Source organism: Methylocystis sp., assembly GCF_051062815.1.
GTDB lineage: Bacteria > Pseudomonadota > Alphaproteobacteria > Rhizobiales > Beijerinckiaceae > Methylocystis.
The window spans coordinates 225,261-247,101 of record NZ_JBPFDU010000078.1; the positions used below are offsets into that span (position 1 = coordinate 225,261).

General features: G+C 63.3%; 23 protein-coding genes and 1 tRNA gene. 16 read left to right on the forward strand and 8 right to left on the reverse strand.

Going from position 1 to position 21,841, the window contains the following annotated elements; translation table 11 throughout:
- Nucleotides 1-35: 35 nt before the first annotated feature.
- The 3 genes from ACR65W_RS15640 to ACR65W_RS15650 form a co-directional block, all read right to left on the reverse strand.
- Nucleotides 36-395 carry a hypothetical protein gene (locus tag ACR65W_RS15640; protein WP_434500801.1) on the reverse strand — a complete coding sequence of 120 codons (360 nt, stop codon included), beginning with the start codon at nt 393-395 and terminating at the stop codon, nt 36-38.
- 353 nt (nt 396-748) lie between these two features.
- Nucleotides 749-824 (reverse strand) — tRNA-Ala (locus tag ACR65W_RS15645).
- A 271-nt stretch (nt 825-1,095) separates the two neighbouring features.
- On the reverse strand, nt 1,096-1,470 hold the full coding sequence (locus ACR65W_RS15650) for a response regulator (protein ID WP_434500802.1): 375 nt from the start codon (nt 1,468-1,470) through the stop codon (nt 1,096-1,098).
- A 255-nt stretch (nt 1,471-1,725) separates the two neighbouring features.
- Between ACR65W_RS15650 and ACR65W_RS15655 the strand changes: the two genes are divergently transcribed.
- Genes ACR65W_RS15655 through ACR65W_RS15675 form a run of 5 tightly spaced genes read left to right on the forward strand, consistent with a single transcriptional unit; the run spans nt 1,726 to nt 6,402 of the window.
- Nucleotides 1,726-3,219, forward strand: a complete 1,494-nt coding sequence (locus tag ACR65W_RS15655; RefSeq protein WP_434500803.1) for an FAD-linked oxidase C-terminal domain-containing protein — start codon at nt 1,726-1,728, stop codon at nt 3,217-3,219.
- 2 nt (nt 3,220-3,221) lie between these two features.
- Nucleotides 3,222-4,439, forward strand: coding sequence for a glycolate oxidase subunit GlcE (gene glcE, locus ACR65W_RS15660; protein ID WP_434500804.1), 1,218 nt, complete (start codon nt 3,222-3,224; stop codon nt 4,437-4,439).
- A 6-nt stretch (nt 4,440-4,445) separates the two neighbouring features.
- On the forward strand, nt 4,446-5,729 hold the full coding sequence (gene glcF, locus ACR65W_RS15665; RefSeq protein ID WP_434500805.1) for a glycolate oxidase subunit GlcF: 1,284 nt from the start codon (nt 4,446-4,448) through the stop codon (nt 5,727-5,729).
- A 38-nt stretch (nt 5,730-5,767) separates the two neighbouring features.
- The gene (locus ACR65W_RS15670) at nt 5,768-6,058 is read left to right on the forward strand and encodes a nucleotidyltransferase family protein (RefSeq protein WP_434500806.1); all 291 of its coding nucleotides are present in this window, start codon (nt 5,768-5,770) and stop codon (nt 6,056-6,058) included.
- A complete protein-coding gene (locus ACR65W_RS15675) occupies nt 6,055-6,402 on the forward strand; it encodes a HepT-like ribonuclease domain-containing protein (RefSeq protein WP_434500807.1) in 348 nt (115 codons plus the stop codon). Before ACR65W_RS15670 ends, ACR65W_RS15675 begins: the two co-directional genes overlap by 4 nt.
- Here the strand turns inward: ACR65W_RS15675 and trpS are convergent.
- A complete protein-coding gene (gene trpS, locus ACR65W_RS15680; protein ID WP_434500808.1) occupies nt 6,399-7,433 on the reverse strand; it encodes a tryptophan--tRNA ligase in 1,035 nt (344 codons plus the stop codon). The two genes, ACR65W_RS15675 and trpS, sit on opposite strands and share 4 nt — an antisense overlap.
- Before the next feature lie 122 nt (nt 7,434-7,555).
- On the opposite strand from trpS, the gene ACR65W_RS15685 reads away from it, so the two are divergent.
- A complete protein-coding gene (locus ACR65W_RS15685; RefSeq protein ID WP_434500809.1) occupies nt 7,556-8,146 on the forward strand; it encodes an STM3941 family protein in 591 nt (196 codons plus the stop codon).
- Here ACR65W_RS15685 and hslU read toward each other — a convergent pair.
- The 3 genes from hslU to ACR65W_RS15700 all read right to left on the reverse strand — a co-directional run bounded on the left by hslU (nt 8,136) and on the right by ACR65W_RS15700 (nt 10,891).
- Nucleotides 8,136-9,440 (reverse strand): ATP-dependent protease ATPase subunit HslU, encoded by a 1,305-nt coding sequence (gene hslU, locus ACR65W_RS15690; protein ID WP_434500810.1) that lies wholly within the window; start codon nt 9,438-9,440, stop codon nt 8,136-8,138. The genes ACR65W_RS15685 and hslU overlap by 11 nt on opposite strands.
- 80 nt (nt 9,441-9,520) lie before the next feature.
- Nucleotides 9,521-10,084: an ATP-dependent protease subunit HslV gene (hslV, locus tag ACR65W_RS15695; RefSeq protein ID WP_434500811.1), complete on the reverse strand. Its 564-nt coding sequence runs from the start codon at nt 10,082-10,084 to the stop codon at nt 9,521-9,523.
- A gap of 120 nt (nt 10,085-10,204) precedes the next feature.
- Nucleotides 10,205-10,891, reverse strand: coding sequence for a hypothetical protein (locus ACR65W_RS15700; RefSeq protein WP_434500812.1), 687 nt, complete (start codon nt 10,889-10,891; stop codon nt 10,205-10,207).
- 365 nt (nt 10,892-11,256) lie between these two features.
- On the opposite strand from ACR65W_RS15700, the gene hisB reads away from it, so the two are divergent.
- The 8 genes from hisB to ACR65W_RS15740 all read left to right on the forward strand — a co-directional run bounded on the left by hisB (nt 11,257) and on the right by ACR65W_RS15740 (nt 17,596).
- Nucleotides 11,257-11,853, forward strand: coding sequence for an imidazoleglycerol-phosphate dehydratase HisB (gene hisB / locus ACR65W_RS15705; RefSeq protein ID WP_434500813.1), 597 nt, complete (start codon nt 11,257-11,259; stop codon nt 11,851-11,853).
- 34 nt (nt 11,854-11,887) lie between these two features.
- A complete protein-coding gene (locus ACR65W_RS15710) occupies nt 11,888-12,313 on the forward strand; it encodes a DUF2628 domain-containing protein (RefSeq protein ID WP_434500814.1) in 426 nt (141 codons plus the stop codon).
- Nucleotides 12,310-12,960, forward strand: a complete 651-nt coding sequence (gene hisH, locus ACR65W_RS15715; RefSeq protein WP_434500815.1) for an imidazole glycerol phosphate synthase subunit HisH — start codon at nt 12,310-12,312, stop codon at nt 12,958-12,960. The genes ACR65W_RS15710 and hisH overlap by 4 nt, the downstream gene beginning before the upstream one ends.
- Nucleotides 12,957-13,691, forward strand: a complete 735-nt coding sequence (hisA, locus tag ACR65W_RS15720; RefSeq protein ID WP_434500816.1) for a 1-(5-phosphoribosyl)-5-[(5-phosphoribosylamino)methylideneamino]imidazole-4-carboxamide isomerase — start codon at nt 12,957-12,959, stop codon at nt 13,689-13,691. Before hisH ends, hisA begins: the two co-directional genes overlap by 4 nt.
- On the forward strand, nt 13,691-14,470 hold the full coding sequence (gene hisF, locus ACR65W_RS15725) for an imidazole glycerol phosphate synthase subunit HisF (RefSeq protein ID WP_434500821.1): 780 nt from the start codon (nt 13,691-13,693) through the stop codon (nt 14,468-14,470). The genes hisA and hisF overlap by 1 nt, the downstream gene beginning before the upstream one ends.
- A 169-nt stretch (nt 14,471-14,639) precedes the next feature.
- Nucleotides 14,640-14,963 (forward strand): phosphoribosyl-ATP diphosphatase, encoded by a 324-nt coding sequence (locus ACR65W_RS15730; RefSeq protein WP_434500817.1) that lies wholly within the window; start codon nt 14,640-14,642, stop codon nt 14,961-14,963.
- Nucleotides 14,960-15,922, forward strand: a complete 963-nt coding sequence (gene coaA, locus ACR65W_RS15735; protein WP_175092617.1) for a type I pantothenate kinase — start codon at nt 14,960-14,962, stop codon at nt 15,920-15,922. Before ACR65W_RS15730 ends, coaA begins: the two co-directional genes overlap by 4 nt.
- A 63-nt stretch (nt 15,923-15,985) precedes the next feature.
- On the forward strand, nt 15,986-17,596 hold the full coding sequence (locus tag ACR65W_RS15740) for a Na+/H+ antiporter (RefSeq protein WP_434500818.1): 1,611 nt from the start codon (nt 15,986-15,988) through the stop codon (nt 17,594-17,596).
- Between the two features lie 170 nt (nt 17,597-17,766).
- On the opposite strand, the gene clpB is transcribed toward ACR65W_RS15740, so the two are convergent.
- Nucleotides 17,767-20,388, reverse strand: coding sequence for an ATP-dependent chaperone ClpB (gene clpB / locus ACR65W_RS15745; protein WP_434502793.1), 2,622 nt, complete (start codon nt 20,386-20,388; stop codon nt 17,767-17,769).
- 504 nt (nt 20,389-20,892) lie between these two features.
- On the opposite strand from clpB, the gene ACR65W_RS15750 reads away from it, so the two are divergent.
- Complete coding sequence (locus ACR65W_RS15750) at nt 20,893-21,048, forward strand: hypothetical protein (RefSeq protein ID WP_434498659.1); 156 nt, start codon at nt 20,893-20,895, stop codon at nt 21,046-21,048.
- Nucleotides 21,049-21,086: 38 nt separating this feature from the next.
- Nucleotides 21,087-21,839, forward strand: coding sequence for an MOSC domain-containing protein (locus ACR65W_RS15755; protein ID WP_434498658.1), 753 nt, complete (start codon nt 21,087-21,089; stop codon nt 21,837-21,839).
- Nucleotides 21,840-21,841: the final 2 nt, after the last annotated feature.

A 21,841-nucleotide genomic window follows, 5' to 3' on the forward strand; every position in this document is an offset into this window, starting at 1 on the left:
TTGGAGAAGTGTTCGAGGGGCCCGAAATCCTGGGTCTATTTCTGTTCGACACACGCGCCGTTGATCGAGACCGTCATCTCATGGGAGGCGGCGTTTACGGCGTATAATTCCACTGCGCCGTTGGAACGGTTGATGTTGCCTCCCTGATTCTTCTTATTTTTAAAGACGTAAAAGGCGTCATTCTTTCGAATGAGAGAAAAATTGCCATCGAGGGCGCTGACGTTGCTGAGCTTCACCGCGGCGCCTCTTATCTCAATGGAAAATGGCGCGGACTGGCTTGAGTCGCTCTGTTGAGCCGAAACCTCGCATTGATATGTCACCGGCGCATCTTCAGCGAAGGCCCAACCCGAGCAGAACAAAGATATGATCGTCGCAATGGATAGTCGTGATTTCATTTCGCATGTCCTTTTCTTTGGAAGTGTCGCCCTGCGCGCGCCGATGGGCGTCAACCGATGTCGCTGGCAGGCAGCGCCGTTGTCGCGAGATCAGCGCCAACCCAATCTTTGAGAACGCATTTCGGATCCAATTCGTCCATTTGGTGAGCGTCTTTGAACGGGTCTCTCGCGCCGGGGTTTCGTCGCGGATCACCTTTTTGGACGCGAGAACAATTTGCCCACGCCGAGACCGGCCGCCAGGTTCAGAGGCTGCGAGGCCTTCTTGCGATTCGGCTAGGGCCAAGTCCCGGATTGTCGAGAACCATTTCGTTGGTTCTTCGAAAAAGCCACGTTAAAACAGCGAACTAGGATAGTGGTGGAGCCAGACGGAATCGAACCGACGACCTCTTCAATGCCATTGAAGCGCTCTCCCAACTGAGCTATGGCCCCGTTCTATTCGGACGCCTCTTGGGGGAGGCCGGACGGCTTGACGTCGTCGCGCGCTGTATAGTTCAGCCGCGCGTCGCCTGCAAGCCCGCTCAAAGAGGGCCGCCGATCCGCCGTGGTTGGACCACCGACGGGCCTGGCGATGAAGTCGTCTGCGCCCGACTCCAGACCGGAGGCCGTCGCCGGACTGAACGAGAGCCGTCATAACGGCTGCAAGACGCGCGGTTGTTCGTTGACGACGCGAACGCGCTTTGCTCATGTGACGACAGAGCTCTCAGGGCTTATCTGCGAGAAAGGAATTCACGGTTTCTAGGAATTTCGCCACGGAGATCGGTTTCGACAAATAGGCTTCGCAGCCGCCCTGAAGGATTTTTTCCTCGTCGCCCTTCATCGCAAAGGCGGTGATCGCGATGACGGGAATGGCGCGCAGATTATCGTCCTCCTTGAGCATGCGGGTGACTTCCAGGCCGCTGATCTCGGGCAGCTGGATGTCCATCAGGATCAGATCCGGCCGGTGATTGCGCGCGAGGGATATCGCTTCGAAGCCGCTCTTTGTTTGCAGCGTCGCATGGCCGTTGGCTTCCAAGAGATCGTTAAAGAGCTTCATATTGAGCTCGTTATCCTCGACGATGAGGATGGTCTTGGTCATTTCCCTTCGGCCCGTGTTTCGTCGTGCGATCGATCTCACCTAGCATAGGCGGATTAATGAAGAGCGCCAGAAATCCGCGCATTTCTAATGGTTGCGCGATCGCGCCGCGCTTGCGGGCGCTTCGAGGCTCCTCTAAACGGTTCGGACCATAGGGCGCGGCCCGGAGCTGGGTCCAAGCTCCGCTCAGGCGAAGCTGCAGATTCAGCGGCGCTCTCGCTCGCGTTGGAGGCGCGAGTCCATGACGCTTCTGAGTCGATGACGCTTCTCATGCCGAAGCCCGAGCCGGCGATTATGTCGCGGCGTAATGAACTCATTGCGCGACTCGCGGCCATACTGCCTCGCGAAAGCCTGATCGTCGACGAAGTCGCGCGTCGCGCCTACGAATGCGACGCCTTCACCATGTATCGGGCGCTCCCGCTCGTCGTCACGCTCCCGGAGAGCGTTGAACAGGTGCGCGCGATCATGGCGCTTGCGGCCGACATGAACGTCAAACTCGTGCCCCGCGGTGCCGGCACGTCGCTGTCTGGCGGTTCGATGCCGCTCGAGGACGGCATTCTTCTCGGCATGTCCAAGTTCAATCGAATCCTCGAAATCGATTATGAAAACCGCTGCGCGCGCGTCCAGCCTGGCGTTCAAAATTTGGCGATCTCCAAGACCGTTGAAGCGCAGGGCTTCTATTATGCGCCGGATCCGTCGTCGCAGATCGCCTGTTCGATCGGCGGCAATGTCGCCGAGAACGCCGGCGGCGTTCACTGCCTGAAATACGGCCTGACGACCAACAACATTCTCGGACTGGACGTCGTGCTGATGGGCGGCGACCTGATCAGGCTCGGCGGCAAGCATCTCGACAGCGAAGGCTACGACCTTATCGGCCTGATGACCGGCTCCGAAGGCTTGCTCGGCGTCGTCACGGAGGTGACGGTGCGGCTGCTCCAAAAGCCGCCCGTGGCGCGGGGATTGCTGCTCGGCTTTGCGAGCGTGGCGGCGGGAGCGCGCTGCGTCGGCGCCATCATCGCGCACGGCGTCATCCCCGCCGGCCTCGAAATGATGGACAAGGCGACGATCCACGCGGTCGAGCGTTTTCAGCCCTGCGGCTATCCGCTCGACGCCGCGGCGCTCGTCATCGTCGAACTCGACGGGCCGCAGGCCGAAGTCGATCATCTCGTCGGCGTCGTGCAGGATATCGCGCGCGAGGAAGGCGCAACCACGATACGGGCTTCGACAAGCGAGGCCGAGCGCCTGCAGTTCTGGGCCGGTCGCAAGAACGCCTTCCCGGCGGTGAGCTGCATCGCGCCCGACTATCTTTGCATGGACGGCACGATTCCGCGGGCGCGGCTGCCAGAAGCGCTCGCCGGCATGGATCGGCTCGCCAAGGCGCAGGGGCTGAGCGTCGCCAATGTCTTTCATGCCGGCGACGGCAATCTCCACCCGCTTATTCTCTATGACGCGTCGAAAGAGGGCGACGTCGAACGCGCGGAAAAGCTCGGTTTCGACATCTTGCGCTTGTGCGTCTCGCTGGGCGGCGTTCTCACCGGCGAACATGGCGTCGGCGTCGAGAAGCGTGACCTCATGGGCGAGATGTTCACGGAGGTGGATCTCGCGCAGCAGATGCGGCTCAAATGCGCCTTTGACCCCGAGGGCCGGCTCAATCCGGGCAAGGTGTTTCCGACGCTGCATCGTTGCGCGGAACTCGGGATGATGCATGTCTCGGGCGGCAAAATGCCCTTTCCCAACCTGCCGAGATTTTAGCGATGCAGTCCGCTTGCGCGACGCTCGAAATCCGCGACGAGGCGGAAGCGGTCGACGCCATTTGCGCGGCGAAAGCGAAAGGCGACTGCTGCGCGATCGTTGGCGGCGGCTCCAAGTCGGGGCTCGGCCGCTACGCGCCGCAAGCGCAGGCGCTCTCCACAGCCGCGCTGACAGGCGTGACGCTCTATGAGCCCAATGAACTCGTGCTCTCGGCGCGCGCCGGCGTTCCTCTGAGCGAGATCGAAGCGCTATTGGACCGGCATGGGCAACAGCTCGCCTTCGAGCCCATGGACTATGGGCTGCTGTTCGGCGGAGAAGCGGGCGGCGCCACGATCGGCGGCGCGATCGCGGTGAACGCCGCCGGGCCGCGGCGGATCAAGGCGGGCGCGGCGCGCGATCATCTGCTCGGGTTCCGCTGCGTCACCGGTCGCGGCGAGCTGGTGAAATCCGGCGGCCGCGTGATGAAGAACGTCACAGGCTACGATCTCTCCAAGCTTGTCTGCGGCTCCTACGGCACGCTGGCGCTTCTGACGGAGCTGACGCTCAAGGTGCTTCCAAAGCCGCAGACCGAATGCACGCTGCTGGCGATCGGGGCGGATGAGGCGGAGAGCCTCGCGCTGCTACGCCGCGCCACCGCGACGCCCTGCGAGCCTTCCGCGCTCGCCATGCTGCCGGCTGGCGCCGCGCCATTGGCGCTGAACGCCAATGCTGCCGCCATACGGCTGGAAGGCCCGGCCATTTCCGTAACGGCGCGCCGCGACGATCTCGTCGCGCGACTGGCGCGCGATGGGCTCCGGTTCGAGACGCTCGACGAATACGACTCGAAGACGCTGTGGCGGGCCTTGCGCGACGCTGCGCCCGTCGCCGCCAAGGTCGGCCAAATCTGGCGCATTTCCGTTGCGCCGAGCGAAGGTTTCGCGGTCGTCGAGCGCATCCGCCGCGCCGGCGCGCCGATGCTTGCGCATTTCTACGACTGGGCCGGCGGACTGATCTGGCTGCGCCTCGAGACCGCGCCTGACGCGTATGCCGCCGTCGTGCGCAGCGCGGTGGACGCCAGCGGCGGCCATGCGACGCTGATCCGCGCGAGCGAAGAGACTCGCGCGACAGTCGACGTCTTCCATCCGCAACCGGCCGCGCTCACGGCGCTGACGCGCCGCGTCAAGAACAGCTTCGATCCGGCGCATATTTTGGAGCGCGGCCGCATGCGCGCGGAGTTTTAAGAGACGATGCAGACGTTCTTCTCGCTGCAGGCGCTCGCCGATCCCGAAATGGCCGAGACAGAGAAGATTCTGCGCGCCTGCGTGCACTGCGGATTCTGCTCGGCGACATGTCCAACCTATCTTCTCACCGGCGACGAACTCGACGGGCCGCGCGGCCGCATTTATCTCATCAAGGAGATGTTCGAGAAGGAGCGTCCGGCTGACGCGCGCACGGCCCTTCATATCGATCGCTGCCTGTCATGCCTCTCCTGCATGACGACATGTCCCTCGGGCGTGCATTTCATGCATCTCGTCGATCACGCCCGTGCGCATATCGAAAAAACATATGCCCGACCCTTCGCGGAGCGCGCCATGCGCGGAGCGCTCGCTTTCGTCTTACCGCGTCCTTTTCTCGCGCGACCGCTGTTTCGCGTCGCGGCGACGCTCCGCCCCTTGGCGCGCTGGTTGCCGCGCCGTATTGCGGCGGCGCTCGCGCTGGCGCCGTCCCGCCTTCAGCCAGCTTCCAGCGTCGACTCTCCGCAGGTCTTTGCCGCGCAAGGCGCGCGCAAGCTGCGCGTTGCCCTACTCAATGGCTGCGTTCAGACGGTCATCGACACGTCGATCAATGAGGCGACGATACGGCTCCTGACACGCCACGGCGTCGAGGCCGTCGTCGCGAAGGGCGTTGGCTGCTGTGGGGCGCTGCCGCACCATCTCGGAAAGGTCGACGATTCGCTACGCTTTGCGCGCGCGAATATCGAAGCCTGGTCGCGCGAAATCGAATCTGGCGGACTCGATCATATCGTCATCAACGCGTCAGGCTGCGGAACGAGCGTGAAGGACTACGGCCATATGTTCCGCAACGATCCGGCTCTCGCGGATAAGGCCGCGCGCATCTCGGCGATGACCAGAGACGTGACGGAGCTGATGACTGAGATTGGGTTTGCGCCGTCGGGCGACGCGCCGAAACTTCGGGTCGCCTACCATTCCGCCTGCTCTCTGCAACATGGGCAGAGAATATCGCAACAGCCGGTCGCGCTGCTGGTCGCAGCCGGGTTTGACGTCGTTAACGTTCCGGAGGGGCACATTTGCTGCGGCTCGGCGGGAACCTATAATGTGCTGCAGCCGAAGCTGGCCGATGCGTTGCGATCGAGAAAAGTCGCAAATATCGAGAGCGCTGCGCCGGACATTGTGGCCGCGGGCAACATCGGCTGCATCGTACAGATCAGGTCGGGAACCCCCATCCCAATCATCCACACAGTGGAATTGCTCGACTGGGCGAGCGGGGGGCCGAGCCCCCTACAGCGCTAACGAAAACCTGATATGATTCGCGGCAGAGGAAGATCGCGATGCCACTGCTGGATACATTGGTAGCCAAACGCGCGGAAGTTCTGAACGTCGCGAGTCGGCACGGTGCCTCGAATGTCCGGCTTTTCGGATCTGTCGCTCGAAGGTCGGAAACGCCGTCGAGCGATGTGGATATTTTGATCGATCTGGCGCGAGACCGCGGCTTCTCGGATTTCCTTGCGCTCGCCGAGGAGTTGGAAGAGCTGATCGGTCGAAAGGTCGACCTCGTCACCTCGCGGGGCCTCAGTCCGTATTTGAAACCACTTATTGAAGAGGAAATTTTCAGTCTGTGAAATCTGACTGCCTATACCTTCAACATATTCTCGACAGCATCGCCGCCATTGAGACCTACGTGAGCGATGGAGAAGAGTCATTTCTGCGCGAGAGAATGATCCAAGACGCGGTCATCCGAAATTTCGAGATCATAGGGGAAGCGGCGAACCGGTTAACGCCCGAACTGCGCTCTGGCGCGCCTGTCCCCTGGAAAAGAATTATCGCGTTTCGTAACCGACTGATTCACGCCTATTGGGGCGTGGATCTCGTGCTTGTATGGGACGTCGTGAGAAACGAACTGCCGTCGCTGAAATCGGAAGCCGAGCGCCTTCTCAGAGAAATCCAGGGAAGTAGCGGTCGCTAACGCAAAAACCCAACAATATCCTTCACCGCATTCATGTTCTCGCGGGCGATGGCGCGGGCGCGTTCGGCGCCGTCGCGCAGCACGCCGTCGACATAGCTCTCATCCTCGCGAATGCGACGCATTTTGTCGGTGATCGGCGCGAGCTTGGCGACGGCGAGATCGACAAGCGCGCTTTTGAAGCTCGAGAAATTCGCGCCGCCGAATTCGCCGAGCAAATCCGCCTTGCTGCGCCCCGAAAGCGCCGCGAAGATGCCGACGAGATTGTCGGCCTCGGGGCGCCCTTCGAGGCCCTTTTCCTCGGAAGGCAGCGCATCGGGGTCTGTCTTGGCCTTCCTCACCTTCTGCGCGATCTGGTCGGCGTCGTCCGAGAGATTGATGCGCGAATAGTCGGAAGCGTCGGACTTCGACATTTTCTTCGTGCCGTCGCGTAGGCTCATCACCCGCGTCGCCGGGCCGGAGATCAGCGGCTCGGGCAGGGGGAAGAACGCTTCGCCAAAGCCGTTGCGCGCGATCGATTCCGAGAAGTCGTTGTTGAACTTCTGCGCGATATCGCGCGCGAGCTCCAGATGCTGCTTCTGGTCGTCGCCGACCGGCACATGCGTGGCGCGATAGATGAGAATGTCGGCGGCCATCAGCACCGGATAGTCGAGCAGGCCCATCGAGGCGTTCTCGCGATCCTTGCCGGCCTTGTCCTTGAACTGGGTCATGCGGTTGAGCCAGCCGATGCGCGCGACGCAATTCAACACCCAGGCGAGTTCGGCGTGCTCCGGCACCTGGCTCTGGTTGAAGACGATGTTCTCCTTCGGGTCGATGCCGCAGGCGATGAAGGCGGCGGCGATTTCCCGCGTGTTCGCCTTCAGCGCGATCGGATCCTGCGGCACCGTGATCGCATGCAGGTCGACGACGCAATACATGCAGTCGAAGTTCTTCTGTAGCTCGACGAATTTGACGATCGCGCCGAGATAGTTGCCGAGATGCAGATTGCCGGTGGACTGCACGCCCGAGAAGACGCGCTGAGGGAAAGGGGACATGGGATTGGCCAAGGTTTTGGGTTTGGCCGGTCTTATGGCGAGAAGCGGGGGCTGAGGCAAGTCCGGGGCGCCCGCGCTGTCATTGCCCCGGATTTGCGACCGAATGGAGACGGCGCTTTTGCTTGAAAAGCCGTCGTGGTATCCGGAATTCCATTGACGTCGCGGACGGGAAGATTGCGGTGGATCAAGGGCAGCTTTCGGAGGAACGCTACGTCCAGTCGACCGTTATTACGCTGGTGGCGCTGCTGCTTAGTTGCGCAATGACCGGCGCGTCAATCTTTATAGTACTTTTTGTCAACGCTTCTGGCCGTGCTGACCTTGCGCAGAGTGCAATAATTGGTTGGCTCGGCATCGGCTTCTTTGGTCTATGTGTTTGCGTGTTTCTAGGGCTTCTGGCGCGTCCTCAGACTTTGCTGTTGGACAGCGTGGGATTTACGTTGGCCGGCGGATTGATCCGCACGCCGCAGAAAACGGCGTGGCGCGACGTTGAACGTTTCTGTATTTATCGGCAGGGCTTTACCTCGCCAAGTTTCGTCGGCTTCAATTATGCCACTGATCGTGCGCCGAAACACAGGCTGCTCAAGTTTAACCGAGCGATGGGGGCGGACAATGTGTTGCCTGGCGTATGGGCATTGCCCACGCCAGAAATGGTAGAGCGCCTCAACGCCTATCGAGCGCGCGCTCTTGCCGCACAAGACAAGTTTACAAAATGAACCGGCTCAAATCCCTGTTCTTCGCCAGATCGCCGATATGCTCCTCGACATAGGCGCCGTCGATCACAATGCTGTCGCCCGCGCGGTCCGACGCCGAAAAACTGATGTCGTCGAGCACGCGCTCCATCACCGTTTGCAGGCGCCGCGCGCCGATGTTCTCGACGGAGGTGTTCACCTGCACGGCGACCTTGGCGATCGCGTCGACGGCGGACGGCGCAAATTCGAGCGTCATGCCCTCGGTGCCCAACAGCGCTGAATATTGTTTCGTCAGGCAGGCCTCGGTTTCGGTCAGAATGCGGCGGAAGTCGTCTTCGTTGAGAGAGGCGAGTTCGACGCGAATCGGCAAGCGCCCCTGAAGTTCCGGCAGCAGGTCGGAGGGCTTCGCCACATGGAACGCGCCGGAGGCGATGAACAGCACATGGTCCGTCTTTACCGTTCCATGTTTCGTCGCGACCGTCGTGCCTTCGATCAGCGGCAGTAGGTCACGCTGCACGCCTTCGCGCGAGACGTCGGCGCCGCCGCGGCCTTCGCGCGCGCAGATTTTGTCCATCTCGTCGATGAAAACGATGCCGTTGTTCTCGACCTCATGGATCGCCTCACGGACGCTCGCTTCCTGATCGATCAGCTTGTCGCTCTCTTCGGCGATCAGAGGTCCCTGCGCCTCTTTCACTGAGAGTTTGCGCGACTTGCCGCGCTGCATCGCCTTGCCGAAAATATCGCCGAGCGAAAAGGCGGAGACGCTGGCGCCGGGCATGTTCGGCAGTTCGAACATCGGCATCGAGGAGCCCGACTGCGTCAGCTCGACTTCGATTTCCTTATCGTCGAGTTCGCCCGCGCGCAGGCGGCGCCGAAACGTTTCGCGCGTGCCGGGCGACGCGGCGGGCCCCACCAGCGCGTCGAGCGTGCGCTCTTCGGCCGCTTGCTGCGCGCGCGCCTGCACGTCCTTGCGGCGGCGCTCCTTGACCATCAGGATGGCGACCTCGACCAGATCGCGCACAATCTGCTCCACATCGCGGCCGACATAGCCGACCTCGGTGAATTTCGTCGCTTCGACTTTGATGAAGGGCGCATTCGCGAGACGCGCGAGACGCCGGGCGATCTCTGTCTTGCCGCAGCCTGTCGGGCCGATCATCAGGATGTTCTTGGGCAGCACTTCTTCGCGCATCTGGCCTTCGAGCTGCAGCCGCCGCCAGCGGTTGCGCAGCGCGATGGCGACGGCGCGCTTGGCGTCGCTTTGTCCAACGATGTAGCGATCAAGTTCGGAAACGATCTCGCGCGGCGAGAAGTCGGACATGGTCAGTTCCTTCGGAACGGCAGTCGGCAGTCGGCGATCGGCAGTCGGATTGTCCTACCGCCGACCAACGACTGCCTCGTTTAGATTTTCTCCACCACCACGTTCTGGTTGGTGTAGACGCAAATCTCCGAGGCGATCACCATTGCGCGGCGGGCGATGGTTTCGGCGTCGAGCGGCGAATCAAGCAGGGCGCGCCCGGCGGCGAGCGCGAAGTTTCCGCCCGAGCCGATCGCGGCCACCGCGCCTTCGCCCGTGCCTTCCGGCTCAAGCACGTCGCCAGAGCCGGTGAGCACAAGGCCGACGCTCTTGTCGGCGACGAGCATCATCGCCTCCAGGCGCCGCAGATAGCGGTCCATGCGCCAGTCCTTGGCGAGTTCGACGCAGGCGCGCATCAATTGCCCGGGATATTGCTCGAGCTTCGATTCGAGCCGTTCGAAGAGCGTGAAGGCGTCGGCGGTGGCGCCTGCGAAACCGGCGATCACGTCGCCCTTGCCCAAACGGCGGACTTTCTTGGCGTTGCCCTTCATGATCGTCTGGCCGAGGCTGACCTGGCCGTCGCCGGCGATCACCGTTTCTCCGGCTTTCTTGACGAGGATGATCGTCGTCGCGTGCATGGCCGCAAAGCGGTGTTTTTCGCTATCCATTCGCCGTATCCAACCTGAGATGTTCAGCCGATGTAAGGTTTAGCGGCGATTTGAGCAAGGGCGGAGCGGCGACAGGGCAGCCGCGCAATTCGCCAGTTGGGCTGGGATTCACTGCAAGACTCACTCGCGCGGCGCGCCGGCGAGCGGCGCGGGAAAATCCAGGACCTCGCGCGTATAGGTCTCATGCACCTCGGAGAGAGGACGTTGATCGTGGGCATAGACCACGGCCGTGTGCTCGAAGAGGTCGTACGGAATGAAAAGCGAGCCGCCGGTCTTTTCAGGCGCGGCCGTCGGGATGGCCGAGAGTTCCCAGCCCTCGGGCAAGGGCGACCAGCGCATCTTCATATCGATCGTGCGGCGGAACGGCTGCAGCGGAGCGATGGCCTTACCGAAGGGCGTTTCCGTCATTTCCAGCGTGCGGTTCATTTCATCGGAAAGCCGCCCAGGCACATACCAATTGTCGGCCTCCGAGAGCACGTGATCGCCGCAGGCGAGCTGCACGCGCCGATATTTCACCGGCTCGTCGTCGCTGACGTCGAGCCGTCGGCGCGTCTCCGCGCTCGGCTGCTGCTCGGTTCCGGCAACGCGGCGGGCGACGATCTTGGGCTCGGCGGACATCTTGTGATCGGCGCACCATTTCTCGAGCGTCGCCGTGGCGCTGCGGCTTGCGAGCAAGGAGGCGTTGAGCGTTTGCATGAGCGCCAGCGCTTCGATGCGCGGCACGAAGCCGTCCCGCCAAGGCTCGGCGGTCGCCGGAATGGACATCAAAGACGCCGCGAGGAGCGCGAAACCGAGCCTAAGTCGCATGTTTAAGCCTCCTTACGGCGCTGCGGCGCCACAGATTCTCGCCACGCCTTCGCGATTCCACCGGCCGAAGTCGCCGCCGCTGCGGCATTTAGCGTCTTCTTGATGCGTTGTCGCGAAGGTACAAGCGCCTTCCGGCGTCGGAGATATTGCCGTGGTCGCGCTTAACCAGGGAATCGACGCGAACAGGCGGACCATTCTTTGTTTTGTGTCCGATCCGCCGACAAGCGGCGTTCGTTGGCGCGCATCTCGCTTCTCTTTGACGCCCGAGCGGTTCGGGTGGCGAATCCAGGGCGGAGTTGCTACAAGCTGGCCGCTTGCGGCCGCAGTCGCCGGAAACGCCGGTAGGGCCCAAGAAAAGGCTGGAAATGCGCAGCGCCACGATCGAGCGCAACACCAAGGAAACCAAAATCTCGGTCACCGTCGACCTCGACGGGGACGGCCGCTCGGACATATCGACCGGGGTGGGATTTTTCGATCATATGCTCGATCAGATCGCCCGTCATGCGCCGCTGGATCTTACCGTGCGCGCTGAGGGCGATCTGCATATCGACGGTCATCACACGGTTGAGGACGTCGGCATCGCCATCGGCCAGGCGGTGGATCGCGCGCTTGGAGACCGCAAGGGCATTTCCCGCTATGGCGACGCGCATGTGCCGCTCGACGAGGCGCTGACCCGCGTCGTCGTGGACGTCTCGGGCCGGCCCTTCCTCGTTTACGAGGTCTCGTTTCCGGCGCAGCGGATTGGCGGCTTTGACACCGAGCTGATGCGCGAATTCTTCCAGGCCTTTGCGGTTCACGCCCGCGTCGGGCTGCACATCGAATGTCTGCGCGGCGTCAACAGCCACCATATCGCCGAAAGCGCCTTCAAGGGCTTCGCGCGCGCCTTCGGCAAGGCGGTGGCGATCGATCCGCGCCGCACGCAGGGGGAAGCGCCTTCCACCAAGGGAACGCTCACCGCCTGAAAAGAGGCGGGTGACGCCGACGAGGGGACGGCCGATGGCGATATTCACTGTTCATTTTCCGCGAATGGCGTCGGGCCAGCCTCCCGCGCCGGACAAGATCGTCTTCTTGCGCGACGGCTTTTCCTGGCCGGCTTTTATTTTTGGTCCGTTCTGGCTGGCCTGGCGCAGAGCTTGGCTCGTCGCGGGGCTGTGGACGCTTCTTCTCGTCATCCTCGCGCTCATCGCCTGGAAGCTGCGGGTGTCGCGCGACGCGATGTCCTGGCTGACGCTCGGGCTCGCTGTCTGGCTCGGTTTCGAGGGGGAGCGGCTCGTCGGCTGGAATTTGGCGCGTCGCGGCTATGTCGAGCAGGATCTCGTCATTGGCGATGACCTCGACGAGGCGGAGGCGGCCTATTTCCACCGCCATCGCCCGTCTCAGCCGATCGCGAAGGACGATGTCGCTGGGGAGCCCGCTCCTTGACGACCGCGATCATCGACTATGGGTCGGGCAATCTGCATTCCGCCTTGAAAGCCTTTGAGCGCGCCGCCCGCGAGTCGCAGGCGCAAGACGACATTCGCGTCACCAGCGACCCCGACGTCGTGCGCGCCGCCGAGCGCGTCGTGCTGCCGGGCGTCGGCGCTTTCGCCGATTGTCGCCGCGGCCTGATGGCGATCGAGGGTCTTTACGCCGCCCTGCAAGAGGCGGTCATCGACCGTGGCCGGCCGTTCTTAGGGATTTGCGTCGGGATGCAGCTCATGGGCGCACGCGGCCTTGAACATGGCGAAACGCCGGGCCTCGGCTGGATTCGAGGCGACGTCGCGGCGATCGAGCCTGCGGATCCTTCGCTGAAAATCCCGCATATGGGCTGGAATACGCTGACGCTGAGCCGGGAACATCCGCTCTTTGCCGGCGTGCCGACGGGAGAGCGTGGATTGCACGCCTATTTCGTGCACTCGTTTCAGCTGACGCCGGCCTCGCCGGACCACGTCCTGGCGACGACCGACTATGGCGCGCCGCTCACCGCGGCCGTGGCGCGCGACAATCTCGTCGGCGTGCAGTTCCATCCCGAAAAAAGCCAGAGGCTGGGCCTAGCGTTGATCGGCAATTTCCTGAGGTGGCGTCCGTGATTCTGTTTCCCGCAATCGATTTGAAGGAAGGGCAATGCGTGCGCCTCGCCCAGGGCGATATGGACCGCGCGACGGTGTTCAATGACGATCCTGCCGAGCAGGCGCGCGCCTTCCAGCGGGTCGGGTTCGAATATCTGCACGTCGTCGATCTCGACGGCGCCTTTGCGGGCGCGCCGCGCAACGCCCGGGCGGTCGAAGCCATTCTCGCCGCGCTGACGATTCCCGTGCAGCTTGGCGGCGGCATTCGCGACATGCGCACGCTGTCGCGCTGGTTGGAGAAAGGCGTTGCGCGCGTCATCATCGGCACGGCGGCCGTAAAAGACCCGTCTTTCGTGCGCGAGGCGGCGCGCCTTCACCCGGGCCGCGTCGCCGTAGGGGTCGACGCCAAGAACGGTTTTGTCGCCGTCGACGGCTGGTCGCGCGCGACACGCATGTCGGCGCTCGATCTCGGCAAGAGCTTCGAAGACGCGGGCGTGAGCGCCATCATCTACACCGACATCTCGCGCGACGGCGTTTTGACCGGCCTCAATATCGAGGCGACGCTGGCGCTCGCCGACGCCTTGACGATTCCCGTTATCGCCTCGGGCGGCTTGGCGTCGCTTGCCGACGTGGAGCGCCTGCTGCAGCCCGACTGCCGCAAGCTCGCCGGCGCCATCACCGGGCGGGCGCTCTACGACGGGCGTCTCGATCCGGGGCAGGCGTTGGCGATGATCCGCGCGCGTGCGGCGTGATGCTGAAAGCGCGCGTCATTCCCTGCCTGGACGTGAAAGGAGGACGCGTCGTCAAAGGCGTCAATTTCGTCGATCTGCGCGATGCCGGCGATCCGGTCGAATGCGCCATCGCCTATGACGCCGCCGGCGCCGACGAACTCTGCTTTCTCGACATTACCGCGAGCCATGAAGACCGCGGCATTCTGCTCGACGTCGTGCAGCGCACGGCTGAAGCCTGCTTCATGCCGCTGACTGTGGGAGGCGGCGTGCGCACGCTGGACGACATCCGCAATCTGCTGCTCGCCGGCGCCGACAAGGTCTCGATCAATTCCGCCGCCGTGGCCAATCGGGGCTTCGTTCGCGAAGCGTCGGAAAAATTCGGCGCGCAATGCATCGTCGTCGCCATTGACGCCAAGCGCGCAGCCGAGGGACGCTGGGAAATCTTCACCCATGGCGGGCGCCGCGCAACGGGGATCGACGCAGTGCGGTACGCCCGCGAGGTCAGCGAACTCGGCGCCGGCGAAATCCTGCTCACCTCGATGGATCGCGACGGCACGAAAAGCGGCTTCGATATCGCGCTGACGCGGGCCGTCGCCGACGCGGTGCAGGTGCCGGTCATCGCCTCGGGCGGCGTTGGTACGCTCGACCATCTCGTCGCGGGCGTCAAGGAAGGCCATGCGAGCGCCGTGCTCGCCGCTTCGATCTTCCATTTCGGCGAATATTCGATCCCGCAGGCGAAGCTTCATATGGCGGCGGCGGGTCTCCCGATGCGCCTCGACGGCCTGGAGGCGGGGAGATGAGCAAAAAATGTCATCGCGCCGTCGCCACGACCCCCTCCCTGTCCCTCCCCCGCTTCGCTTCGCTCGCGGGAGAGGGGACGCTAACGATCGGCGTTAGAGAAATCCCGATGAAGCGCGGAATCTGCTCCCTCTCCCGCGCAGCGGGGGAGGGTTGGAGAGGGGGCCTGTCATGAGTTTCACGCTCGACGATCTGGCGGCGCTCATCAAATCACGCCGCGAGGACGACGCCTCGACCTCCTATACGAAGACCCTGCTCGACGCCGGAATGCCGCGCATCGCCAAGAAGTTCGGCGAAGAGGCGGTTGAAACGGTGATCGCGGCGATGGAGGGCGACCGAAGCGCGCTCGTCAATGAAGCCGCGGACACGCTCTATCATCTTCTGGTCTTGCTCGAAGCGCGGGATATTTCGCTGGGCGACGTGTTGCGCGAACTGGAGCGGCGCACGAAACAATCCGGGCTTGCCGAGAAAGCCGCGCGCGGAGCAAAGGAATGACGGTGGCGGAGCTCGTCCCCAACAACGAGGCTCTTTCCCCCTACCGGCATTTTACGCGCGCCGAATGGGCGTCGCTGCGCGCCGATACGCCGCTGACGCTGACGCTCGATGATCTCGTCCGGCTGAAATCGCTCAACGATCCGATCTCGCTCGAAGAGGTCATCGAAATCTATCTGCCGCTGTCGCGCCTGCTCGCGCTTTACGTCGCGGCGACGCAGGGCCTCTTCAAGGCGACGCAGCGCTTTCTCGGCGCCGAGGACGGCAAGGTTCCCTACATCATTGGCGTCGCCGGTTCCGTCGCCGTGGGGAAGTCCACGACGGCGCGCGTCTTGCGCGCCCTGCTGTCGCGCTGGCCGAATACGCCGAAAGTGGAGCTCATCACCACCGACGGATTTCTCTTGCCCAACAGAATCCTTGAAGCCGAAAGGCTGATGGACAAGAAGGGCTTTCCGGAAAGCTACGACAACAAATCGCTGCTGCGATTTCTCTCCGACGTGAAGGCGGGACGGCGCAACGTCTGCGCGCCGGTCTATTCGCATATGACCTATGACGTCGTCGAGGGCGAAGCGAGCTGCGTCGACCGTCCCGACATTCTCATCGTCGAAGGCGTCAACGTTCTGCTTGCGCCGCGCATGCGCGACGGCCGCGAAATTCCCTTCGTCTCCGACTTCTTCGATTTCTCGGTCTATCTCGACGCGCCCGAAGACGTGCTGGAGCGATGGTATGTGGAGCGCTTTCGGCGGCTTCAGCAGACGGCGTTCCGCGATCCGGAATCCTACTTCCGGGTCTATGCCGATCTCGACGCAGAGGAGACGACGCGCGTCGCAAAAGACATATGGACGCGCATCAACCTCGAGAATCTGCGCCAGAACATCGCCCCGACGCGCCCGCGCGCGAGTTTGATTCTCACCAAGGACGCCGATCACAGGATCGAGGAAGTGGCGCTTCGGAAGTTGTAAGCTTGGCTTCATCGGCGTCGCGGAGTTCACTCTGCCGCTGGGGCGCGGCAAAGAGGTGAGGGCATGCTGGCGGGTTTGCAAATCCTCGTCTTTCTTCTCGCGGCGGTGGCGTTCGTCGCCTTCATCGCCTTGCGCTCCGGCGTCGCCTCGCCGATCCTGCTTGTCGCATCGGGCGTGCTGATCGCAGTGGCGCCTGGCGTGCCCGCCTTCGTGCTGGAGCCGCAATTCGTGCTGCTCCTCGTGCTGCCGCCGGTGATCTACATTTCCGCGATCAACATGAGCTGGCAGGAGTTTCGGTCCAATCTGCGGCCAATACTTCTGCTCGCCGTCGGCTGCGTCGTCTTCACCACAATTTCCGTTTCGGTTGCGACGAATTGGCTGCTCGGCTGGCCTTTGGCGGTCGGCTTCGTGCTCGGCGCGATCGTATCGCCGCCCGACGCCGTCGCGCCGCTCGCCATTGCGCGACGCATGCAATTGCCGCGGCGCATTTCGGTCATTTTGGAGGGAGAGGGTCTCGCCAATGACGCCACGGCGCTTGTCCTTTATCGCTTCGCGGTGGCGGCGGTCAGCGTCGGCTCCTTTTCCCTGGCGCAGGGGGGCGAGACGTTCGCGGCGATTATCGCCGGCGAGATCGTATGGGGTCTTGGCGTCGGCTGGACGATGCTGCGGCTGCGTCGCTTCATGCGCGATCCGCGCATCGAAATCACCCTCTCGCTGATCACGCCGTTCTTGGCCTATTGGCCGCCTGAGCATCTCGGCGGCTCGGGCGTCATCGCGACGGTTGCGGCCGGTCTCTACATCAGCTGGAAAGGGCCGAGGCTGATCAGCGCGGCGACGCGTCTGCAAGGCGTGTTCTTCTGGGATTTCTTCCTTTTTCTGATCGAAGGCCTGGTTTTTCTTTTCACCGGTCTACAGGCGCAGGCGCTTTTTGCGCGAATCCAGGACCATTCGATGTACGAACTGACGACGTCCGCCGCGATCGTGTCGCTTGTTGTGATCGCGGCGCGATTCGTGTGGATTTTTCCGCTCACCTATCTGCCGCGCTGGCTCATTCCGCCGCTGGCGCGACGTGATCCTTCGCCGCCCTGGCAATGGCCGTTCATCATTTCCTTCACCGGCGTGCGCGGAATTGTCTCGCTCGCCGCGGCGCTGGCGATTCCGCTCTCGACAGCGAACGGCGAGCCGTTTCCCTATCGTGACTCGATCTTTTTCCTCACCTTCTGCGTCGTGATGGTGACGCTCGTCTTCCAAGGGTCGGTGTTGCCCTGGATCATCCGCACACTCGGCCTCGTTAAAACCGGCATGAGAGAACGCGTCCTCGACCGCGCCGAGGAGCTGCGCGCCCGCCACGCCGCGATTGAGGCGTCGAGCGCGAAACTCGCGCGCTTCGGCGCGGAGAATGACGTCCCGGAAGAAGCGATGAACTCGCTTCTCGCGCAACAGGACTACTTTCTGTCGCGCGTCCGCATGAAATGCGAGGAAAGTGAAGAACGCCGTGCGCTGACGGCGCTTCACGACGAGATCGACCTGCGGCTCATCGCCGAGGAGCGCAACCTGATCAACGGCATGCTGCCGGAAGGCAAACTCACCGACGAAGCCCGCCGTCGGATTGAGCGCGAACTCGATCTGCGCGAAGCGGATGTGCTGAATCGGAGGAAAGAGCGGCTGGGGTAGGGCGACGCGCCGCGTCAAGAACGCGGCGCTCGGGAAACGTCAAGAGCCCCCTCCCTGTCCCTCCCCCGCTTCGCGGGAGAGGGGACGCTAACGATCGGCGTTAGCGAAATCCCGAAGAAGCGCGGAATCTGCTCCCTCTCCCGCGAAGCGGGGGAGGGTTGGGGAGGGGGTTACGCGTTCCCCACCGTGCGCAGCAGCGGCGGGGCATGACGATGCGCCGACCTGCCGTCGATGACGAGGCCCGAGGCGTCGGCCGACACTTCGACGCTCGCGCCGTCGATGATCTCGCCCGCGAGCAGCCGCTCCGCAAGCGTGTCCTGCAATTCCTTCTGCATGACGCGCTTCAAGGGCCTTGCGCCATAGGTCGGATCGTAGCCCTTCGCCGCCAGCCAATCACGCGCCTTGGCGTCAAGATGCAGCGTGATCTTGCGATCTTCGAGCAGCTTCTGCAGCCGCTTGACTTGGATGTCGACGATCGCGCCCATGTCCTCGCGCCGCAGGCGGTTGAACAGGATGATCTCGTCGACGCGGTTCAGGAATTCCGGCCTGAAATGCGCCCGCACGACCTGCATGACTTCGCTGTGCACGGCGGAGGAATCCTCGCCCTCCTTCTGCATGACGAGGAATTCCGAGCCGAGATTCGATGTCATGATGATCAGCGTATTTTTGAAATCCACCGTGCGGCCCTGGCCGTCGGTCAGGCGGCCGTCGTCGAGCACCTGCAGCAGCACGTTGAAGACGTCCGGATGCGCCTTCTCGATCTCGTCGAAGAGCACCACCTGATACGGCCGGCGGCGGACGGCTTCGGTCAATGCGCCGCCTTCCTCATAGCCGACATAGCCGGGCGGCGCGCCGATGAGCCGCGCCACTGAGTGCTTTTCCATATATTCGGACATGTCGAGCCGCACCATCGCCGTCTCGTCGTCGAACAGAAACGCGGCGAGCGCCTTCGTCAGCTCGGTCTTGCCGACGCCCGTGGGGCCAAGGAAGATGAAACTGCCGATCGGACGGTTCGGATCCTGCAGTCCGGCCCGCGCGCGGCGCACGGCGGTCGACACGGCGACCACTGCGTCATGCTGCCCGACGACGCGCTTTGCGAGCTCGTCCTCCATGTGCAGCAACTTCTCGCGTTCGCCCTCGAGCATCTTGTCGACCGGCACGCCGGTCCAGCGCGAGACGACCTGCGCCACGTCATTGGCCGTGACCTCCTCGTCGACGAGCGTGTCAGCTTCGGTTTCAGTCTCCGTCAGCTTCCTTTCGAGGTCGGGGATCACGCCATAGGTCAGCTCGCCCGCGCGCTGATACTCGCCACGCCGCTGCGCCTGCGCCAGTTCGTTACGCGCCGCTTCAAGCTGCTCTTTGAGCTTCTGTGCCGCGCCGAGCTTGTCCTTCTCGGCTCGCCAGCGCGCGGTGAGCGCCGCCGATTTTTCTTCGAGGTCCGCGAGTTCGCCTTCCAGCTTCGCCAGGCGATCCTTTGACGCCGTGTCCGTTTCCTTCTTAAGCGCTTCCTGTTCGATCTTCAGCTGGATGATGCGCCGGTCGAGTTCGTCGAGCTCCTCGGGCTTCGAGTCGATCTGCATGCGCAGGCGCGACGACGCCTCGTCGATGAGGTCGATCGCCTTGTCCGGCAGGAAGCGGTCGGAGATGTAGCGGTTCGACAAAGTCGCCGCGGCGACGATCGCGCTATCGGTGATGCGCACGCCGTGATGGAGTTCGTATTTCTCCTTCAGGCCGCGCAGGATCGAGATCGTATCTTCGACGGTCGGCTCGTCGACGAAGACCGGCTGGAAGCGCCGGGCGAGCGCCGCATCCTTTTCGACATGTTTCCTGTATTCGTCGAGCGTCGTCGCGCCGACGCAATGCAATTCGCCGCGCGCCAGCGCCGGTTTGAGCAGATTGGAGGCGTCCATCGCGCCATCCGCCTTGCCGGCGCCGACCAGCGTATGCATCTCGTCGATAAACAGGATGACATTGCCTTCGGCGGCGGTGACTTCGTTCAGCACCGCCTTCAGCCGCTCTTCGAATTCGCCGCGATATTTCGCCCCGGCGATCAGCGCGCCCATGTCGAGCGCGAGCAGCTTCTTGTCCTCAAGCGATTCCGGCACGTCGCCATTGACGATGCGCAAAGCCAGGCCCTCGACGATCGCGGTCTTGCCGACGCCGGGCTCGCCGATGAGCACCGGATTGTTCTTGGTGCGGCGCGACAGCACCTGAATAGCGCGGCGGATCTCCTCGTCGCGGCCGATCACCGGATCGAGCTTGCCCTCGCGCGCCGCCTCGGTGAGGTCGCGGGCGTATTTCTTCAGCGCGTCATAGGCGTTCTCGGCGGAAGCCGAATCCGCCGTGCGACCCTTGCGCAGATCTTCGATCGCGGCGTTGAGCGTCTGCGGCGTCACGCCGGCGGCGGCAAGAATTTTCGCGGCCTCGGAGTCCTTCTCCATCGCCAGCGCCAACAGCAGCCGCTCGACGGTGACGTAAGAATCGCCCGCCTTCTGCGCGATCTTCTCGGCGTTGTCGAAGAGCCGGGCGGTCGCCGGCGCGAGATAGAGCTGACCGGCGCCGGCCCCCATCACTTTCGGCAATTTGGCGAGCGCGGCCTCGGTTTTCGCCAGCGCCTCGCGCGAGCGGCCGCCGGCGCGGTCGATCAGCCCGGCGGACAGGCCCTGGTCGTCATCGAGCAGGACTTTCAATATGTGCTCGGGCGTAAACTGCTGGTGGCCTTCGCGCGTCGCCATCGACTGCGCCGACTGAACAAATCCGCGCGCGCGTTCGGTGTATTTCTCAAAGTTCATTTATAGCCCCTCTGACCATGAGGCGGCCCTTTGTTTTAAGCGGCGCGCCTCGCGTCCAAAATTTTCTCGTTCAAGGCCCCTTGCGGCTGCCCTCGTGGTCGATATGGGAACGGCTAGGCGGCAGTAAAGGGGGTGCGGCGCGAAAGCGCGGACTCGGCCGCGCCGGGCACATCGGAATACCTCGGCTAATCGCCTTGGCGACGCAGGCGCGCAGCCGGCCAGAGCGCGCGCCATCCCCCATAGAGCGTGAGCGCCACAAGCGACAGCATCATCGCATAGACCAGGCCCGAGGCGATGCACCGGCGATGGGACTGCCGTACATTGCATAGATGTTGGACGGCCGTTGATCGGCGGCGGGGCTCAAATGCGCGAACTACAACGCCGCGGCGCCGAGAACGCCGATGACCGACCAGAACCCCGAGCCGATCTTGCCGCGGAAATAGAAATACAGCGCGGCGCCTGTGAGCGCGTATTTCACCGAAAGAAAAACGGCGACGATCGCCCATGCCGTGGTTGCGAGAAATCGTCGCGCGACAGGTGGTCATGCGCGGCGGAAAACGCCACTGCGGCCAGAACGAGGACCGTGAGCGTCTTGTCCGGCACGGCTGGCTCTCCTTGCGAACGGCCGAGTCTATTTTCCTGATGGCCGGGCGGGTGTAGGCAAACCGCCTCGACTTGTCACCGAAACAGGGACGTCCATGCGACTCGCCTCCCTCTACCGCTATCCCGTCAAAGGCCTCTCGCCCGAGCCGCTGGACGCCGCCGATCTGAGGACTGGCGATTATTTTCCGGGAGATCGGCTGTTTGCGCTGGAAAACGGCCCTTCAGGCTTCGATCCCGCCGCGCCCGAGCATCAGCCCAAGATCAAATTCCTGATGCTGATGAGGAATGGCGCGCTCGCGGGTCTTGCGACGCGTTACGACGAGGCGACAGGCGTATTGACGATCGCCAGGGCAGGGCGCGAGGTCGCGCGAGGAGATTTGCGGTCCGCCGAAGGGCGCGGCGCCATCGAAGCGTTCCTGACCGGCTTTCTTGGGCCCGAAATCCGCGGCCCCGTCCGGCTTCTGGCCGCGCCCGACGGCTTTCGCTTCACGGATTCAAAGTCCGGATTTGTCTCACTCGTCAATTTGGCGAGCGTCGCGGCGATTGCGCAGGGGGCCGCGCTCGATCCGCTGCGGTTTCGCGCCAATCTCTACGTCGAAGACATGGACGCATGGGCCGAAGCGGCGCTCCCGGGGCGAATCCTGTCGATCGGCGGCGCGCGGCTCGAGGTGCTCAAAATGACCGATCGCTGCGCGGCCACAGGCGTCGAGCCGGGCACGGGGCGACGCGATATGGATCTCGTTCAAACGCTGCGCCAGAACTTCGGCCACATCGATTGCGGCGTTTACGCGCGGGTGATCGAGGGCGGCCGGATCAAGGCCGGCGACGCGATCAGCATCCTCGCCTGAAG

Excerpts from the sequence above, each read along its gene's own strand:
- ACR65W_RS15640 (WP_434500801.1), bottom strand. The coding sequence starts at position 395 with ATGAAATCACGACTATCCATTGCGACGATCATATCTTTGTTCTGCTCG.
- ACR65W_RS15650 (WP_434500802.1), bottom strand. The coding sequence starts at position 1,470 with ATGACCAAGACCATCCTCATCGTCGAGGATAACGAGCTCAATATGAAG.
- ACR65W_RS15655 (WP_434500803.1), top strand. The coding sequence starts at position 1,726 with ATGACGCTTCTCATGCCGAAGCCCGAGCCGGCGATTATGTCGCGGCGT.
- glcE (WP_434500804.1), top strand. The coding sequence starts at position 3,222 with ATGCAGTCCGCTTGCGCGACGCTCGAAATCCGCGACGAGGCGGAAGCG.
- glcF (WP_434500805.1), top strand. The coding sequence starts at position 4,446 with ATGCAGACGTTCTTCTCGCTGCAGGCGCTCGCCGATCCCGAAATGGCC.
- ACR65W_RS15670 (WP_434500806.1), top strand. The coding sequence starts at position 5,768 with ATGCCACTGCTGGATACATTGGTAGCCAAACGCGCGGAAGTTCTGAAC.
- trpS (WP_434500808.1), bottom strand. The coding sequence starts at position 7,433 with ATGTCCCCTTTCCCTCAGCGCGTCTTCTCGGGCGTGCAGTCCACCGGC.
- hslU (WP_434500810.1), bottom strand. The coding sequence starts at position 9,440 with ATGTCCGACTTCTCGCCGCGCGAGATCGTTTCCGAACTTGATCGCTAC.
- hslV (WP_434500811.1), bottom strand. The coding sequence starts at position 10,084 with ATGGATAGCGAAAAACACCGCTTTGCGGCCATGCACGCGACGACGATC.
- ACR65W_RS15700 (WP_434500812.1), bottom strand. The coding sequence starts at position 10,891 with ATGCGACTTAGGCTCGGTTTCGCGCTCCTCGCGGCGTCTTTGATGTCC.
- hisB (WP_434500813.1), top strand. The coding sequence starts at position 11,257 with ATGCGCAGCGCCACGATCGAGCGCAACACCAAGGAAACCAAAATCTCG.
- ACR65W_RS15710 (WP_434500814.1), top strand. The coding sequence starts at position 11,888 with ATGGCGATATTCACTGTTCATTTTCCGCGAATGGCGTCGGGCCAGCCT.
- hisF (WP_434500821.1), top strand. The coding sequence starts at position 13,691 with ATGCTGAAAGCGCGCGTCATTCCCTGCCTGGACGTGAAAGGAGGACGC.
- ACR65W_RS15730 (WP_434500817.1), top strand. The coding sequence starts at position 14,640 with ATGAGTTTCACGCTCGACGATCTGGCGGCGCTCATCAAATCACGCCGC.
- coaA (WP_175092617.1), top strand. The coding sequence starts at position 14,960 with ATGACGGTGGCGGAGCTCGTCCCCAACAACGAGGCTCTTTCCCCCTAC.
- ACR65W_RS15740 (WP_434500818.1), top strand. The coding sequence starts at position 15,986 with ATGCTGGCGGGTTTGCAAATCCTCGTCTTTCTTCTCGCGGCGGTGGCG.
- clpB (WP_434502793.1), bottom strand. The coding sequence starts at position 20,388 with ATGAACTTTGAGAAATACACCGAACGCGCGCGCGGATTTGTTCAGTCG.
- ACR65W_RS15750 (WP_434498659.1), top strand. The coding sequence starts at position 20,893 with ATGCCGTGGTTGCGAGAAATCGTCGCGCGACAGGTGGTCATGCGCGGC.
- ACR65W_RS15755 (WP_434498658.1), top strand. The coding sequence starts at position 21,087 with ATGCGACTCGCCTCCCTCTACCGCTATCCCGTCAAAGGCCTCTCGCCC.